Genomic DNA, 17,004 nt, shown 5'->3' on the forward strand with positions numbered 1-17,004 from the left:
TTCTACTGTGAGACTTCCGCCCCTCGGACTTCGTGCGAAGATCGCGCTGGCATTGGCCATCGCCGCACTGCTTCCGCTCCTGGTTGGCTTGATCGTGCTGGAGACCTTCGGATTCGGCCATCTGCTCGGGACCCAGGGACGCCTCTATGAGTCCGAGGCGAGGACATTGTCGCGCTCGCTGGAAATCGCCGTCGAGTCCCAGGCCGGGCATTTCTGGAGCTGGATGTCCGCCGATTCCGCCCTGCCGGATTTCCTGGCGACGCCGAAGCCGCCGGCCGGGAAAGACGAGGTGGCCGCGATCGAGAAACGTTGGGCGAAGCTGCCGGTGGACGATCCCTTGATGAGGGAAATCCTCGGAAATCCGGCTGCGGCAAGTCTCTCTCGTTACGTTTCCTCCCATCCTCAGGCGGCGGAGATCCTGGTGACCAACGCCACGGGCCAAGTCGTGGCAGCCACTCGCAAGACCACCGACTATGACCAGTCCGACGAGGAATGGTGGACCATCGGTCGCGATCTCAAGGAGGGCGGGATGTGGACGGAGGTACTGCATTTCGATGGGAGTGCCGGGATCTTCTCGCTCGATCTGGTGATGCCGCTGTACCGCGATGGGGAGCTCCTCGGCGTGGCCAAGCTGGTGCTGGACGTCTCGCCTCTCTTCCTTTCGCTGCGTCCGACAGAAGGGGACGACCGGGCGCGCCTGGAGATCCTTCTGTCCGACGGCCACATCCTGGCTCGCACCGGCGACCGGGGGTTCCAGCCGCTCAAGGAGAAGCTGGAGCCGGATTCGTTGCTGTGCGTCCGGGTTGGCCGGACGGGCTGGACCGTGACCGGGAAGGGCACCGATGACGAGCGGATGACCGGCTTCGCCGCGATCCAGTCGCCGGAAATCGATCGCAAGCTTTTTGAGCCGGGCGGCTACGTCCTCTATTCTTCTCCAAAGGATGCGGTGGTCGCCCCGTTGCGGCGTCAGGTGCTGCTGATCGGTGCGGTCGCGGGCCTTGCCACGGGTCTCTGCGTGCTGGCCGGTTATGCCTTCGTGGATCGCAAGATCCTGCAGCCGATCGCGATGCTCAGCCAGGCCACGCGGGCCTTGGCGGAGACGGTGAGGTTGCGGCGCGATCCGACTCTTACGGAAAGCGAGGCGGATTCGAAACGGCGGGCCGCGAAGGAGGATCTGGAGCGCATCGAATCCATCAAGACCGGCGATGAGGTCGAGGACCTCGCGGCCGACTTCGGCATCATGACTTCGCGGGTGATGCGCTATCATCGCGAGCTAGAGTCGGAGGTGGATTCCAAGACGGCCTTGCTTCGCGAGGAGCTGGAAATGGCGCGCGAGTTCCAAAACGCGCTGCTGCCTTCCGGCTATCCCGACACCAGCACCCGCAACGACCCGTTGCGGCTCGGATTCGCGCATTTCTACCAGCCCGCCTCGACCGTGGGTGGCGATTTCTTCGACCTGATGGAGCTCGACGAGCATCGCACCGGCGTGCTGATCGCCGATGTGATGGGCCATGGTGCGCGCTCGGCGCTGGTCACTGCCATCTTGCGGGCTGTGGTTCGCAATCACGTGATCTCTGCGGGAAATCCGGGGGACTTTTTGGGTATCCTGAACCGCGAGCTGCATGACGTGATCGAGCGCAGCCAGCAAACACTCTTCGTCACCGCGTTCTTCATGGTGCTGGATACCCGCGAGGGCAAGGCAACCTGGGCGGTGGCCGGGCATCCCGCGCCTCTGCGGGCCCGACGCAGCACGGGGAATCCGCCGCAAATGCTCTGGAATGGCGCCCAGAAGCAGCCGGCGCTCGGCTTGATGGGGGACATGGTTTACCACACCTCGGCCTCGCCGATCCGGGCGGGCGACGTGTTCCTCCTTTTCACCGATGGCGTGGTGGAAGCCGAGAATCCGGCCGGGAAGGAATTCGGCATGCAGCGGCTCATTTCGACCTTCGACGAGTCCCTGGATGGCCCGCTGGCCGCGATGCCGGCGAAGATCGTCTGCGAGGTTGCCGCCTACCAAAAGCGCCGCCACCACGATGACGACGTGTGCGTGGTCGCGGTGGAAGTGCTGCCGGGCGTGATTCCCGATATCGTGAGCAAGCCGGCACCCCTGACAGGATCAGTCCCGAGCGGTGCTTGACTTGCCGGGCGTCTTCGGGCAGTCCCGCGCCATGGCCAAGCTCTCGATCCGCGACCTCGACGTCAACGGCAAGGAAGTCCTCATGCGTGTGGACTTCAATGTCCCGCTGGAAGGCGACGTCATCACCGACGACACCCGCATCCAGGGAGCGGTTCCATCCATTCAACATCTCCTCAAAGGCGGCGCGAAGCTGGTCCTCTGCTCCCACCTCGGTCGTCCCAAGGGCGGCCCCGAGCCGAAGTATTCGCTCGCTCCTGCCGCCGCCCGCCTCGGCGAGATCCTCGGCCAGGAAGTGAAGCTCGCGCCGGACTGCATCGGTGACGAAGTCGCTGCCCTGCGTGCTGCCCTTCAACCCGGCCAAGTGCTTCTGCTGGAAAACACCCGCTTCTATCCCGCCGAGGAAGCCAACGAAGCTGACTTCGCCAAGGCACTCGCCGGCAGCGCCGAGATCTACGTGAACGATGCCTTCGGCACCGCCCACCGCGCCCACGCTTCGACCGAAGGGGTCACGCATTTCGTTTCCCAGAGCGCCATGGGCTTCCTGATGGAGCGCGAACTCGAGTATCTCGATGGCAAGCTTGAGAACCCGGAGAAGCCGTTCCTCGTCATCATGGGTGGCGCGAAGGTTTCCGATAAGATCCAAGTCATCACCCGCCTGATGGAAAAGGCCGACGCCTTCCTGATCGGCGGTGCCATGGCCAACACCTTCCGCAAGGCGCAGGGCTACAAGACCGGCAACAGCCGCGTCGAAGCCGACAAGCTCGACCTCGCCCTCGAGATCCTGGCCAAGGCCAAGGAAAAGGGCGTGAAGTTCCTGCTGCCTTCCGACACCCGCATCACCCAGGAGTTCAAGGAAGGTGCCGAGACCAAGTGCACCGCGCCTTATGAGCAGGGTGGCGAGACGCCGGATGGCTGGGAAGGCATCGACATCGGCGACGTCGCCATCGGCGAGTTCGTCGCTGAAGTGGCGAAAGCCAAGACCATGATCTGGAACGGCCCGATGGGCGTGTTCGAGATCGACAGCTTCGGCCACGGCACCAAGGCCGTCGCGGAAGCCATGGCCGCGAGCGATGCCGTCACCATCGTCGGCGGCGGCGATTCCGTGACCGCCGTGAACAAATATGGCCTCGACGAGAAGATGACCTTTATCTCGACCGGCGGCGGTGCCTCGCTGGAATTGCTTGAAGGCAAGGTCCTTCCCGGCGTAGCTGCACTAACCGAAGCTTGAGTTGGCCCGAAACCCGCTGTCCACTCCGCACCCATCCGCTATTTCATGATCCGCAAGCCCATCTTTGCCGCGAACTGGAAGATGAACCTTGGTCCCTCCGAGACCGAGGACTTCGCCAAGAGCTTCCTTTCGAAGGTGCAGAACCGCACCTTCCCCTGCGACATCGTCATCGCCCCGCCCTTCGTGTCCCTTTCCAAGGCGGCCGAGATTCTCGGCAATGTCTCCAGCATCGCGCTCGCTGCCCAGAACTGCTCGCAGTATGACTCCGGTGCCTACACCGGGGAGATCAGCGGGATGATGCTGAAGGAATTCTTCGTCCACTACGTGATCCTCGGCCACAGTGAGCGCCGTGCGATCTATGGCGAGACCGACGAGGTCATCAACGCCAAGGTCCGCAAGGCCCGCGAGCTGAACCTCCGCCCGATCTTCTGCATCGGCGAGACGCTTGAAGAGCGGAAGAGCGGCCAGCTTGAGAAAGTCTTGCGCACCCAGGTGAGCATCGGCCTCAAGGGGCTGAGCGAACGCGATCTGCTCGACACCGTCATCGCCTACGAACCGGTCTGGGCGATCGGCACCGGCGTGACCGCCACCGCCGAGCAGGCCCAGGAAGCACACGCTTTCGTCCGCTCCTTGGTCGCCGAGCAATTTGGCAACGACTCCGCGGCCAAGATCCGGATCCAATACGGTGGCTCGGTGAAGCCGAACAATGCGGCTGAACTGATGGCCTGCCCGGACATCGATGGCGCGCTCATCGGCGGTGCCTCGCTGGAGCCACAGAGCTTCCTGGACATCATCCAGAACGGCGCGCCCTGAGTTGGTTTCTGCTCCCGCTGGCGGTGATCTTCCGGCGTAACACCGGAGATCGCCGGATTGCCGCTTGAGTTTCCGGCCCGGCCGGGAATGCTCGCCCGGCCGCCATGAAAGTCACCCTCGCAGCCATCTTCGCCCTCGTAGCCCCCGCCGTCATCGCTGCGGAGGCCCCGAAGGCGCTCGCCGATTTCTTGATCCCGAACACGATGATCAAGGGCGAGGTAGTGGTCGTGGTGCCACCCAAGGAACTGGACAAGTACATCGCCAAGGTCGAGGAGGCCGCCCGCAAGAATCCGGACTGGTTCCGCGAGCATGCCAAAAACGGCAAGCCCGGCGTGCCTCTGCCGTTTGATGAACGTCTCGGCCTGACCAAGGAAGAATACGACGACTACATCAAGTTCTGGGGCAAGCGCGAGTTCAAGGGCATCGAGGCCGTGCCGATCCGCCTCAGCGAAGGTAGCGATGGCCGCTGGAGCATCATTGTCGGGGGGCGTGCCTCCGCACTTTCCACTCTCAAGTTCGATCCCAAGGCCGATCTTTTCAAATCGCCCAATGGCGAGCTGAAGCGCATCGAGGATGTGGCTGCCGACGCCAACAGCACCCTCGGTGCATGGACCGGCCACGAGTGGAAATTCGAGGAGAAGTCGACCCTTGGCACCCTCAAGGAGAACTTCGCGATCGGGAAAACCGGCGACAAGAAGTATGGCCTGCTGGTTTACCGGCTTCAGGAAGTTTCCGAGCAAGGCAGCAAGATTGCCGACGATGGCATGGTGGTCCGATTCCCGCTGGGTGAAGCAGGCGTCGTGAAGCCGAAGCCGACTCCGGCAGCCCCACCATCGAAGCCGGCGCCTAAACCAGTCACGCCGAAGAAGAAGTGACATGCCCGCAGCCCCGCCCTCCCGGTGGAAGCGCCGGATCCGGCGGATCCTGGTGGTGCTGCTTCTGAGTCCCTTCCTGCTGCTGGCTCTCGCCAATGGCCTGCTTGCAACGCCTTGGGCGCGTGGCTATCTCGGCCGCAAGCTCTCTGCACGGCTAGGGGTGGAGACCGCTGTCGGCAACGTGACATGCACGCCGTGGGGTGGCTTCACCATCGGCGAGCTGCGCTGCCTCCAGCCTCCGCCTTTGCGCGAGTCGATCAAGGCTCCGCTGCTTGAGGTCCGCGAGATCCAGGCTCATCCGCAATGGAGCCGGTTGCTGCGCGGCGAACTCGCCATTTCGTCCGTTCGGATTGACCGGCCACGTCTGACGCTCTCCCTTGAAATGGCGGCCACCATGGTCTCCGCGAGTGCCGCGGCACCCGCGCCCGTCGTGACGCCTCCTCCAGTGGTCGCGACCGCGGAGACACCGGCAGTAGAGGCTCGCAAGCCGTCGTCGCAAACGCCCGCCCCGCCAGCGCCCCCCTCCACGCCGCCGGTTTCGGATTCCTCCACCATCGGCACTGCATGGATGGAGATCACTGATGCCGGCTGTGAGTTGTGGCTCGCCGGGTCCAAGCTGGCCTCGCTCCAGGGAGGTGAAGGGAAGATCCCGTTCGCCGGCGCTCCCGCGTTTTCAAGGCTCCAGCTTCGTGAACTGGAAATCTTCGGCCAAGTCTTCGGGCGCGACCTCACGGCCCCATTGTCGTGGCGGGCTCCTGAACTGCGGTGCAATGCCGCAGAGCTTCGGCTGGCAGATCTAGAGGTGAAACTCTCTGCCGCCTTGGGTGTGATACCCGGTTCGCCCTTCGCGGTCGATATCTCGGTCCCGCGGCAAGCGGCCCGCGGTGATGCTTGGCTTCAGAACATGAAACCGGCGGCCGCCCAGCTTGAGGTCCGTTTGCAAGCCATCGGCCTGCTGCGTCATCCGTCCACCTGGCAAGGCGTCGCGGCCGCTGGCGCACGGAACGTGACGATGCAACTTGGCGGGCAAGCGGCCGCATTCGACGAAGGCCGTGCCGCCATCACCTTGCAAGGAGGCGTGATGAACTGCCCCGATTTCCGGCTCACGGGCGAGCGCGCCTCCTTTCTCGGCAACGGCCAACTCCGCGCCGACGGGCAGGGGACCGCCGTGTTGCGCGTGGTGGTTCCTCCGGACACGGCCGCTGCATGGACCGAGCGGATGGGGGCCAGCGGTCATGCGCCGGTCTTTGCTCCTCTCGAAACGCCGGACCGGATGTTCATCGATCTACGATGGATCTCGTACTCCGGCGTCCAAGGCATCGAACTCGGTGCCGGTGGTCCGGTTGTGCCGGCGGAGGAGTTCGGAAAGCTGCTTTCAGACGGTTAGTCCTCGCGCCTGCCGGAACACGACTCGCTTGACTCCGGTTGCGAGGCGCACAGTTTGGTATCGCTCCCTTGATGTGTGCGGGAGACCGACGCGTGAAGCCCTCATCCGCCTATATCTTCCTCGGAGTCTGCGGGATTGGCCTGGCGTCGGGTTATATCGCCCGAAAGGCCACCGGCGGACGGTTCGCATCCGGATGCGTTGTGGACGAGGCAAGCGAGCAGGGGTTGCCCGTGAAAACGCAACCAGTGCCGCGAGTGGAATCCGAAATGGCGATACCCCCGTCATCGGCGGTTCCTCCGCGGTCCTGCGACACCGTGGAATCCCTCATCGCGGCGCCTCCCGGCGAGCTGTATGGACGGCTTGCACTGTGGTTGATCGATGCCAGCGAAACGGACCTCGCCGCGTTCTGGAATCACCATCGCAAGAAAACCCCGGAGATTGGCTTGTCCAATTCATGGGTCCGGCGGCTCCAACCCGAGTTGCTCCAAGCGAGCGAGATCAGAGAACTCATTCTCATCCACTGGACGCGCCTGAATCCGCACGGCGCGCTTGAGTCTGCCAAGGGCTCGCCGCATGAGTCCGGTGTCTGGCGTGCTTGGGCGGTGTGCGATCCCGACCAGGCTTTCGCGGCCGCTCTCGTCGCGGGAGAGTATGCCGTGGACGAAGTCGTCGCGGGGCTGGGCCGCTTCCAGAGCGAGTGGTTGAGGAAGCACTTCGACGAACTCCCCGAGTCGGCACGGCGCTCCGCCTTGGCGGGGATCGAGGAGGGCGCAGGCGGCGCTGATCCGCTGGCGACCCTGGAGTTCCTGCGCAAGCACCAGGGGAAGTTCAACAGGGAGGTCTTCGATACACTCGTCCGGAAGGATCCTCTGGCAGCGTATGAATGGATCGAGAAGCATGGCCGCAGCATTCGGGGAGATCTGCCGGGGGAGAGCCTTGATGTGCTCGACCACTTCATCCGGACCGCGAGCGAGCAGCATCCCGCGGTGATCGGGCGGCTGGCCGCCACGGCTCCGCCCGGTGCGTTGAAGCGCAAGCTGGAGGATGAACTCTTCAAGCAACTCCTCCGCAGCGATCCGGAGGCCGCCATTCAAGAGGCAACCGCGGCCAAGGCGCCGAAGAGCGCGGCCCGGCAGTTGGCTTGGGCTGGGCAGACCCTGGTAGAGACGGATCCCGAGCGGGCCTTTGAACTCGCGGGGAAACTATTCGCGATCTGTCCGGACTCCTTCACGCAGGGCATCGAGTTGCGGCACGGCGACCACTCCATCACGACTGCCGGTGAGCCGAATGGAGTGAACGAGTTTTCCATGGCACTCGTTGCCAAGGATCCCGCACGAGTCATGGAACTCGCACTTGCTGGCAATGGCAATGGCCCTGGTTCACAGACCTTCAGTCAGCTTTCTAACCAGTGGTCGTCAGCCGATATTGAGGGCTTCTCGGACTGGGTAGCCCTTCAAAGCGATGTCTCGATCCGTGATGCGGCTTCCGTGCGTATTCTGCATCGACATCAGGATGCAGGCCGCTTCAGCGACGCCATCCGCTGGGCAGCAGGCATTCAAGGCCCGCAACGGGTGAGTTACCTCGGCTCGGTCCTTCTTCACTGGAATGCCGCGGACGGGGATGCGGCAGCCCGTTGGCTCGATCAGAGCGGACTGCCGCCGGAGGAAGCCGATCAACTAAGAAAAAAGCTCGCTCCGCCATGAACTCGCAGGTCGTCATCGCACGCTTGGCTGCCGCGGGCGGCTTCTCCGCCATGGCCGCACTCGGATGGATGCTGGCGGCTCGCACGGAGATTCCTGCAAGGCAGGACGGGCCACCGCTCGCCGCCACCAAGGTTTCCGTGCGACCCGAGCGGATCCATGGTGGCACGCCCGCATCCGTGCGGCAGCGGATGGAGTTGATCCGCGGTTACAGCTCCTCGCAGGAGCGGATGCGGGCGATCATTGACTTGGTGACCGCACTTCCGCTGGAGGATCTCGCGAAGTGGCTGGACCAGCGCTGGTTCGAGTCCGGCGATGGCTTCGAGCGCGAACTGTTCACGCTGCTCGCCATTCGCCGCTGGCAGGCGGCAGATCCGGAGGGCTACGTGAGATGGGGCCTCAACAACGGCGGCAGGGGACGGGAGGTTCTCGTCGAGTGGGCAAGGTCCGAGCCTGAAAGGATGTTGGCCTTCTTCCGGGCAAACCCGAGTCCCGCCGTGGAAGTCGAGTTCTTGAGAACCATGGCGAAGTTTTATCCGAAACTCGCGCTCGATCGCTCGATCGAGTTGCTCACGCATGGCGCAGCCGGGGGCCAAGGGAATGTTTCCCAATTCCATGCATGCCTTGCCGCAGTCGCGGAAGCCGATCCCGCGCTTCTGGAACGTTCGATGCCGGACTTGCCGATGATCCTGCGCCATTTCGCCGATAGGGCGCTCGGCTGCGAGCGACTCAAGCGGAATTTCGAGGACGAGTTGCGGCGGCTTCAGGAGAATCCTGAAGGTTGGGATCGATTCAAAAGCGCGTTCGGGAGCGTCGAGGATGGGTCCGGGAAACTGTTGGCCGAATTGGCCGGAATGCCTCCGGCATGGAAGCAGATGATGGCAGCGGACAATTGCCGGAACTTGGTCACCGATCCCAAGTGGCTCGAGGTCGATCTGGAAGCGGCGGGCTTTACTCCCGAACAAGCAAAAACCATTCGGGCGACCGCCATGGATCTGCACGCAAGGTGGAAGCCCAAGCAAGTCCTTGGCATGCTGAATGACATGGCACTCGAGGGACAGGAAAGGAACTCCATCCTCGACAGTATCTTTCACCGTCGAATAGACCCCCAGAGGGCTGCGGTTTGCCTTTCCCTGCTAACGTCGGAAGCCGATCGAAACCACGCGGAGGCTCTTCTCGAAGGCTATCAGCAACTCTCCGCGGAGCCACTCGCCGAGGTCAGCACGCCCTCCGGGTGGATGGAGGCGGTAGCGGGTAGTCCGGGATACGGCCTGTCGCTTGACGTCCGGTTGACCGAAGCCGCCATGACGTGGGATGACGCCACCCTTGCCGAAGTCTCACGGGAGTTCGCGAGCCTGCCGGTGGAAAAGCGTCGCGTCGCGGCCGTTGCCCTAGCCCGCCAAAGTGGATCTTCATTCGCCAAACTTGATCCGGAGTTGGGAGGACAGGCGATCCACTACCTGATCGACGACCTTTCGACCGCCGTCGAAATGTACCGTTCACGCCCCGAGGAAGAGCGATCGCGCGCGGCTGCCTTCCACGCAGCCCGGTGGGTGGAGCAGGATCCTGTCGCAGCCAGTCACTGGGTGCAGAACCTGCCATCGGGAAGTCCGAAGCTGGCGGCTCAGCAGGCCCTCGCCGCCACGTGGTCGATGTATGATCCTGAGGCGGCGGAACGGTGGATGACATCGCTCCCTCCCGATACGAAGCAAAAGGTGCGCGCCCCGCTGTTAGAAAAGTAGGCCCGGCAAGACTCCATTCCTCAGGGACAGATCACGCCCGCCAATCCGGCACCGCCTTGGCGATGTCCCACATCACGCGGTCGAGGGCAGGGGAGATGCCCGGGCTGCGGGCATTAGTGAAGCCCGCCCAGCACATGCCGCTGGCGGTGGTGACGGCAATGGTTGCGGTGCCGGGGAGGCTGCCACTGTGCCAACGGTTCGGCGCGGCATTCACCGCCCAGCCGCTGGCGTAGCCAGCGTTCGCCTTGGTCGCGCTGAACATTTCCTTGAGCGTCGACTCCCGCAGCAGGTCAGGCGTTTCCGCAAGGCCGTCTGCATGGATGAGGAACTTCACGAGGTCCTCCGGCCGGGCGATCCAGCCGCCGTGGGCGTCCATGCGGCGGACGTTCATGTTGTAGGGATCCTCCCCGTTGCTACCATGATAGGCGACTTCGCCCTTGGCCCGCTCGGCCAAGGTGTTGCCGGCGATTTTCATCGTGTGGACGTCGCAGCGGTCGAGCACCGCTTCCTGCACGTGCTCATCATAACGCTTGCCGGTGAGCTTCTCGACGATGCGTCCTAGCACGCAGTAGCCGAAATTCGAGTAGGCGTAGGAAGTGCCGGGGTCGTTCCGCAAAGGATGATCGCGCAGGGTCCGGGCGATCAACTCGGCATGACCGAGCTCCGGATGCTGGAACATGGGATCGGAGCCGTCGTTGCCCCAGCCGCCGGCGGTGTGGGTGAGCAGGTGGTGGACCGTGACCCCGGCCACTTTGGGCGGCAGGTCCTTGACGCCATCCAAGGCCAGCAGTCCGACCGGGCCGAAGACCTTGTCGCTAGGCTTCAATTTGCCCTGCTCGATCAGTCCGAAGATCGCGACGGCAGTGAGCGGTTTCGAAACGCTGGCGATCCGGAAGGTGTGATCGACCGTCAGTTTTCGCTGCCCCGCCTCCTCGGCCAGGCCGTAGGCGGAGCGGAAGACGACCTGTCCCCGCTGGGAAAATGCGACTGAAAACCCCGGCACCTTGAACTGGGCCATGAACTTTCGCACGATTGTTTCAATCGCAGCCGACTGGTTCGCGGACGGCTCGGTCGCCGATGCGGGGCCGCTGCCAAGCGCCCAAGCTGGAAGTGCAAGTGCCAGTTTTTTCAGGTGGTTACGACGATTCACGGGCAAAACGGAGGGTCGGGGCCAATCGGATAAAAACGGGCCTGAGTGCTGCTTTCTTTCATCTCCGTAATCCCACGAATCTAACGGGTTTGGACGTGAGACCGAATGAAACTTAACCTTCCCCATTCATAAACTCCGGTTCGTTTTGCACGATACTTTCTCTTTCCTCACCAAGCTCCGTCGAAGCCTGCGGGTCGCCGCCGCTGGCTGCCTGGCTGCTCCGGCCGCCGGTGCAGCGACGTACCACGTGAATCCCGCGACCGGCAGCATGTCCAATCCCGGAAGCGCGAGCCAACCATGGAGCACGCTTGAAGCGGTCTTTGCGGCCAGCAAGAAGTTCGCCGCTGGCGATGAGATCTTGCTGTACACCGGCTACCATGGCGCGCCGAATGTAAAAGGGAGCAACACGGGTTTTGTGAAGATCAGCGCGGCATCGGGAGCCACGCCGCGACTCAGTTATTTGAACGTCAGTTCCGCCGCCCGCTGGGAGATCTCCGGCTTGGACGTCTGCCCGGAGCACGCAGGGGCTGGCAGCTACGCCGATGACGACCCGGTGGTCGAGATCGTCAAGTCGGCGAGCTACATCACGATGCGCAATTGCTTGGTTCGCGGAGCGCTGAGCACCTCCGGGTGGACGGTCGAGAATTGGAAAAGCAGGGTTGACCGGGGTGTCCGCACGGAAGCGCGATACACCCTGATGGAGAACAACCGCATCGAGTCCACCAGCCATGCGCTGAATGTACGGCGGGGTGCATCATTCACCATCTTCAGAAATAACATCATCAAGGGCTTCACCTGTGACGGCATCCAAGCTCTGGCAGACGACAGCCTCTTCGAAGGCAATACGATCACCGACGCCTACGTGGCCGACAACGCCCACAACCACGACGATTTCTTCCAGAGCTGGTCAGTCGGCGCGGACGGCTACGCCTCGGGTGAAGGCACGATCTCTCGTGTCACGGTGCGGGGAAACCGGTTCATCAGCCGCACGAATCGCGACCAGCCTCACGCCGCGAAGCCGCAAGGCATCGGCCTGTTCGATGGATACTACGAAGACTGGATCATCGAGAATAACGTCATCGCCACCAATGTCGGCCACGGGATTGCTATCTATGGTGCCATCGACTGCAAGGTGGTGAATAACACTGTGGTCGAGAATCCCTTCGATGCCCCAAGTTCCGATCGCCCGTGGATCAAGATCGCTCCTCACAAGGACCGCACGACGGCCTCCACAGGCAACTTGATCCGCAACAACATCACAGCCAAGCCGGTCGATGCGGTCAGCGGCAGTTCCATCGTCGACCATCACGTCACCACCACCTCCTATTCGACCTTCTTCACCAATTTCGCCGGGTTCGATTTCTCGCTGAAATCCACATCGCCGGCCAAGGATGCGGGCAGCACCGCCAGTGCTCCATCGATCGACATCACCGGTGCCACCCGCGTCGCCCCCTATGATCTCGGGGCCTATGAGCTCATTGCTTCCGGCGGTGGCACGACTGGCCCCACCTACACGGATTGGCTGACGGAGAACAGCCTGCCGACGGATGGCTCCGGTTTGGGGGCGAAAACCGCCGATCCTAACAAGGATGGCGTGGTCAACGAATTGAAGTTCGCTTTCGGCCTCCCGGTCTCGACCCGCGGCTACGGCGGCCGTCTGTCCAACGGCATCGCCGTTGTTTCCAATCAGCGATATCTCACTCTCACCTTCATCACTCCAGAGCCGGCACCGTCAGGCGTCACGTATACGGTGAAATCCGGAGCCAACCTGGAGTCATGGTCGTCCACCAGCGTGATGGAAACGTCGAATACCGTTTCCGGTGGGCTGCGCACCCGGACCTATCGCGATACGGTGGCCATCGGAGGTGGGGGAAAACGATTCATTCTCCTTGATGCGACCGCCCCGTGAGCGGTCAATCGCCGCGGTGCTACCGCTTTCCATTCTCTATCAAGACGACGCGCTCGTCGCCATCGACAAGCCTGCCGGGATGATCGTCCATCCCGGCCGCGATGTCGAAGGGCCGGAGTGGGTGGCGATGAAGCGCGTGCGAGACTTGCTGGGGTGTCAGGTTCATACGGTTCACCGGCTTGATCGTCCCACTTCCGGCGTGCTGCTGTTCGCGCTCGATCTGGTGACCTGCGCCCGGGTCCAGCAGTTCTTCGAAAAGCGCCAGGTGGAGAAGACCTACCTGGCCGTAGTTGAGGGAATTACGCCAGAGCGATGGACGTGTGAAACGCCGCTGCAGCGCATCCCCGGAGAGCCGACCCAGTCAGCTCGCACGACCTTTGAACGTCTTGCCGTCGTCCCGGCCGGTAGCTTCGCACGACTTCCGGAGCTATCGCTTTCCCTGCTCAGGGTGCTGCCGCATACCGGGCGCTATCATCAGATCCGGCGGCATTTGTTAGAGGCGGGGCATCCCATCGTTGGCGACTTCCGCTATGCCGGTGCGGACCGCAGCATGGAGATCGGGGAGTCGCTTGGCACCGGGACAAGGATGCTTCTCCAAGCCAAGTCGCTGCGTCTCCCACATCATCGCAGTGGCGAGCCGATGGAGATTTCGGCACCGGCCGATGCGGATTTCCTCCGCTGCTTTCCGGCGCTGTAGCACGATCTACGGCCAGCCTAGTAGTTCAGCTGCCGAGATGCACCCGCGCATCGTAGTCAATCGAGACCTTGCCGCCTTGCGCGTGCTCATCGAAGAGGCGGCGTAGTTCATCCAGCATCGGCTCGTGATCAGGATGCCCCGGCGCAGGAGCGTATGAGGATGACAGCAGCCGACCTCTGAGCCCTTCGAAGTCGAATGACTGTGAGTTGGGAAAGGCGTGGGTGGTGTAGCCGTCAGGAAAAAGACGTTTCAGCGAATCCACTCCGATGTTCTCGTGGCGGATCGCGGCGTAGTCGGTACCGAAGCGCCGGAGCAGCGACTCGTAGTCCCGCAGGAACGGGGTGCTATCCAGATGCCGCTCATTCCAGATCAGCGCGATCTTGCCGCTCTGCTTGAGGATGCGGCGGAATTCCGCCCGAGCCTCCGGCGTGTCGAACCAGTGAAAGGCCTGGGCAGCGAAGACCAAGTCCATGCTTCCACTTTCCAACGTCGTGGCCTGAGCACTGCCATTCACGCTGCGAAACCCGGTATAGCCGGCGAGCAAACGTTCCGACGCTTCCCGCATCGCTTGGTTCGGCTCCACGCCGTTGACACGATAGCCGGCTTTCAAGAATAGCTCGGCGGAAATGCCGGTGCCCGATCCGATATCGGCGAGCATGCTCTGCGGCGAGAGTCGCGCCTCCTGCTCTAACAACGCGATCAGCTCCGCCGGATAGCTGGGCCGATAGCGGATGTAGTTTTCCACCCGGTTGGAGAACCGTTGCTCGGAGTTCTGCGGGCTCATTCTTCGATCAGTGCGTCTTCTTCCAGTAATAGAGCCACCGCTCGGACACCACCTTGCCATCCTCATCCTGCAGCTCGCAGGTCATGTCGAGGTCACGGGCGTCCTTGCCCGGATCGAGCACGAAGAACGCTCGCAGCACCTGCGGCATGTGGACGTCCTTGCTGCGGCCCAGCCCGGCAGGCAGCGCGTCCACATTGGCCATGCTCATGTCGCTCAGGCCCACGTGGATGATTTTCACGCCTGGCTGGTTCACGGTCACCACTGGCTTCAGCTTGGAGATGTCTTCCCACTTGGGATCGCCGACCTTCTTCTCCGGAGCCAAGGGCTTGGCGAAATCGATCGCCACCAGCACTTCATCCGGCTTCTGCACGGGATTGCCGAGCCGGGTGTCGCGCACGGTGAAGAGCCCCGATGGCGCGGGGTCGCGCAGCCATTTCAGACGATAGTGAAAGTGGAAGGGCTTGCCGACTTCCGGCCCCGGCGTCGGCTCCCACACGAGGATGACGTTGTCATTGGTCTCATCGATCGTCGGCATTTCGATCAGGTGGAGCTTGCCGTTCGAAAAGCCGGACACCGGCTCGACCCTCACGCTCGGCCGGTTGTGATAGGCGGCTTCCACATCCTGGTAGGATGCGAATGACCGGTCGCGCTGAACCAGCGACCACGAGCGCGGGCTTTCCATCGTGAAGACGCAATGGCGGAACTGATTCTCGGTGTGCTCCAGCGGCCGGTAGTGGAGATTGCCGCTGCCGAGTTCCATTAGAAAGCCGTCGCTGTCGTGAACCTCCGGGCGGAAATCGTAAGGGCGGGGGTGGGTGTTCTCACCGAACCAGAACATGCTGGAGAACGGTGCCAGGCCGAGTTGTTGGACCGGCCGGCGCAGAGTGAGCTCCGCCTCGACGTCCATGACGGTCTCGACGCCGGGGGTCAGGGTGAACTTGTAGGCACCAGCCACGCTTTCGCCTTCCAGCAAGGCATGGGCGACCAGCGTCTTCGCGTCCTTCGCCGGCTTCTCCAGATAGAACTCGCGGAAGTCAGGGAATTCCTCCGCCACGCCCGGCAGGCCGCTGTTGATCGAAAGTCCGCGCGCCGAGAGGCCATAGGGGGCCTCCTTCGGGATCGAGCGGAAGTAACTCGCTCCCAGGAAGACGAGGAACTCGTCCATGTAGTCCGGCGAGTTCAGGTGGGTCCGCGCCCGCCAACCGGCATAGCCCGGCGGCGGCGGTGTGCCGGCCGGGATCTTGTTCTTCCCGTAGTCGAAGAGACTGGTGTCGAAGTCGAGGTGGCGTGACTGGTCGCCGGTAACCTCGAAGAGCGAGACCGTCTTCTTCGCGGTCCAGCCGGGGTGGAAGAAGTCGATCGAGAATGGCCCTTGGTCCCACCATAGCCCCGACTCCATCTTGAAACGGATGTCGCGGTGCTGGTCGTAGCTCAGATTCGCCCAGAAGGCCGCCAGATCGGTGCCCTTGGATTGGTAGGGTTTGGCCGCCAAGTCGCGGGCCTTGGCACGGAGCAGGTCGAAGGAAAACTCCGCCGCCTGCATGGCAGGCATCGCGGACAAACAAGCGGCAATCAGGAGGCGGGCAGAGATCATCGGAGCGGTAGCGTAGCGTCGGGCTTTCTTGTCGCCGCGGCAAGACGGCGATGCAAGGGCGGGCTGAGTATTGCCAGTGAGGATAACCCGCCGCGACCTAGATCAGGCGCTCAATTGCGGTAGTCCTTCCCAATGGAGCGTCGGCAATCCTCTCTGCCATGCGATTCGGCGGGGTGAACTTGGGCGTGTAAGCCTCAAGGCGCTCGCGTTCCTCCTGCCAGAACTCAGCCAACGCCGGAGACTCGGTTGCGGGCACCTGTTCCAACAGCGCCAGTAAGGGTTCAGTCTCCCCGGTGGCAAATCCGGTGATGAGCTGCCACGCCGATTCCGGATCGGGCGAGGGGATACTCAGGGAAAGCGGCACCGTGGATCGCGTCAGCCCGTGTGGATAGGCGTGCAATGGCAACTCGGGCACCAAGACTCGCTGAACTCCGCGAAGCAGGGGGCCGAGCAGGTAGCGGAAGGACGGGGGCAGCGGCCCGATCCCCTGCGGCTCCCGGGTCAACTGCAGCCGAAGCACCCCGGTGACGGTCTCGCCCGCCAACCACCACGGTGGGCCAATCCACACGCCTGCCCGATTGAAAGGAGGCCGGCGTTCCAACAAGAGCTCCCGCTCCCGCGCGATGGCATGGACGGGGGATTCGCAAAGTTCCCATTCAATCCGGCGAATGCCTGCTACGAGCCGCAGCGACCGCCGCGGATGTCGGCCCTGGGCCACGTGCCGGTAGCTGCCGATCCGCGCCCGCAGGTTTGCTGATTGGCCGATGTAGAGCAACCGGTCCGCTTCACCGGTGAAGAAATAGACGCCGGGATTCGTCGGCAGGCCGGTGAAGAAGGTGGAGCCGAAACGAGCCGTGAGCGGATCCTCAAGACGGAAGAGGATCTGTTGCCCACCGCGATTGCCTTGCCCACGCTTCATTGCCCGGCGGCCATCATGCATCGGGAGAGCCCCCGCCTCAAGCCACTAGGCTTGGCAGAGCCCGTTTGC

The 17,004-nt window shown here is 63.0% G+C and carries 13 protein-coding genes; 9 read left to right on the forward strand and 4 right to left on the reverse strand.

What is annotated here, in order from left to right; all coding sequences use genetic code 11:
• The first annotated feature begins 7 nt into the window (after positions 1-7).
• The 7 genes from OKA05_RS02590 to OKA05_RS02620 all read left to right on the forward strand — a co-directional run bounded on the left by OKA05_RS02590 (position 8) and on the right by OKA05_RS02620 (position 9,882).
• Entirely contained in the window at positions 8-2,137 is a 2,130-nt protein-coding gene (locus tag OKA05_RS02590) for a SpoIIE family protein phosphatase (protein WP_264485531.1), read from the forward strand.
• Positions 2,138-2,168: 31 nt separating this feature from the next.
• Positions 2,169-3,365, forward strand: a complete 1,197-nt coding sequence (locus OKA05_RS02595; RefSeq protein WP_319800639.1) for a phosphoglycerate kinase — start codon at positions 2,169-2,171, stop codon at positions 3,363-3,365.
• Between the two features lie 45 nt (positions 3,366-3,410).
• On the forward strand, positions 3,411-4,178 hold the full coding sequence (tpiA, locus tag OKA05_RS02600; protein ID WP_264485533.1) for a triose-phosphate isomerase: 768 nt from the start codon (positions 3,411-3,413) through the stop codon (positions 4,176-4,178).
• Positions 4,179-4,282: 104 nt separating this feature from the next.
• Positions 4,283-5,053, forward strand: coding sequence for a hypothetical protein (locus OKA05_RS02605; RefSeq protein ID WP_264485534.1), 771 nt, complete (start codon positions 4,283-4,285; stop codon positions 5,051-5,053).
• 1 nt (position 5,054) lies between these two features.
• Positions 5,055-6,440, forward strand: coding sequence for an AsmA-like C-terminal region-containing protein (locus OKA05_RS02610; protein ID WP_264485535.1), 1,386 nt, complete (start codon positions 5,055-5,057; stop codon positions 6,438-6,440).
• A 314-nt stretch (positions 6,441-6,754) separates the two neighbouring features.
• Positions 6,755-8,143 (forward strand): hypothetical protein, encoded by a 1,389-nt coding sequence (locus tag OKA05_RS02615; protein ID WP_264485536.1) that lies wholly within the window; start codon positions 6,755-6,757, stop codon positions 8,141-8,143.
• Complete coding sequence (locus tag OKA05_RS02620; protein WP_264485537.1) at positions 8,140-9,882, forward strand: hypothetical protein; 1,743 nt, start codon at positions 8,140-8,142, stop codon at positions 9,880-9,882. The genes OKA05_RS02615 and OKA05_RS02620 overlap by 4 nt, the downstream gene beginning before the upstream one ends.
• 31 nt (positions 9,883-9,913) lie before the next feature.
• On the opposite strand, the gene OKA05_RS02625 is transcribed toward OKA05_RS02620, so the two are convergent.
• Entirely contained in the window at positions 9,914-11,032 is a 1,119-nt protein-coding gene (locus tag OKA05_RS02625) for a serine hydrolase domain-containing protein (protein ID WP_264485538.1), read from the reverse strand.
• Between the two features lie 145 nt (positions 11,033-11,177).
• Between OKA05_RS02625 and OKA05_RS02630 the strand changes: the two genes are divergently transcribed.
• Complete coding sequence (locus OKA05_RS02630) at positions 11,178-12,941, forward strand: right-handed parallel beta-helix repeat-containing protein (RefSeq protein WP_264485539.1); 1,764 nt, start codon at positions 11,178-11,180, stop codon at positions 12,939-12,941.
• Entirely contained in the window at positions 12,925-13,638 is a 714-nt protein-coding gene (locus OKA05_RS02635; protein ID WP_264485540.1) for an RluA family pseudouridine synthase, read from the forward strand. The genes OKA05_RS02630 and OKA05_RS02635 overlap by 17 nt, the downstream gene beginning before the upstream one ends.
• 25 nt (positions 13,639-13,663) lie before the next feature.
• Here the strand turns inward: OKA05_RS02635 and OKA05_RS02640 are convergent, their stop codons facing one another.
• The 3 genes from OKA05_RS02640 to OKA05_RS02650 all read right to left on the reverse strand — a co-directional run bounded on the left by OKA05_RS02640 (position 13,664) and on the right by OKA05_RS02650 (position 16,935).
• Positions 13,664-14,422, reverse strand: coding sequence for a class I SAM-dependent methyltransferase (locus tag OKA05_RS02640; RefSeq protein WP_264485541.1), 759 nt, complete (start codon positions 14,420-14,422; stop codon positions 13,664-13,666).
• A gap of 7 nt (positions 14,423-14,429) precedes the next feature.
• Entirely contained in the window at positions 14,430-16,016 is a 1,587-nt protein-coding gene (locus OKA05_RS02645; RefSeq protein ID WP_264485542.1) for an OpgD/OpgG family glucan biosynthesis protein, read from the reverse strand.
• 97 nt (positions 16,017-16,113) lie between these two features.
• Positions 16,114-16,935, reverse strand: a complete 822-nt coding sequence (locus OKA05_RS02650) for a nucleotide excision repair endonuclease (RefSeq protein ID WP_264485543.1) — start codon at positions 16,933-16,935, stop codon at positions 16,114-16,116.
• Positions 16,936-17,004 lie beyond the last annotated feature (69 nt).

It is taken from the genome of Luteolibacter arcticus (assembly GCF_025950235.1).
In the GTDB taxonomy this organism is placed as follows: domain Bacteria; phylum Verrucomicrobiota; class Verrucomicrobiia; order Verrucomicrobiales; family Akkermansiaceae; genus Haloferula; species Haloferula arctica.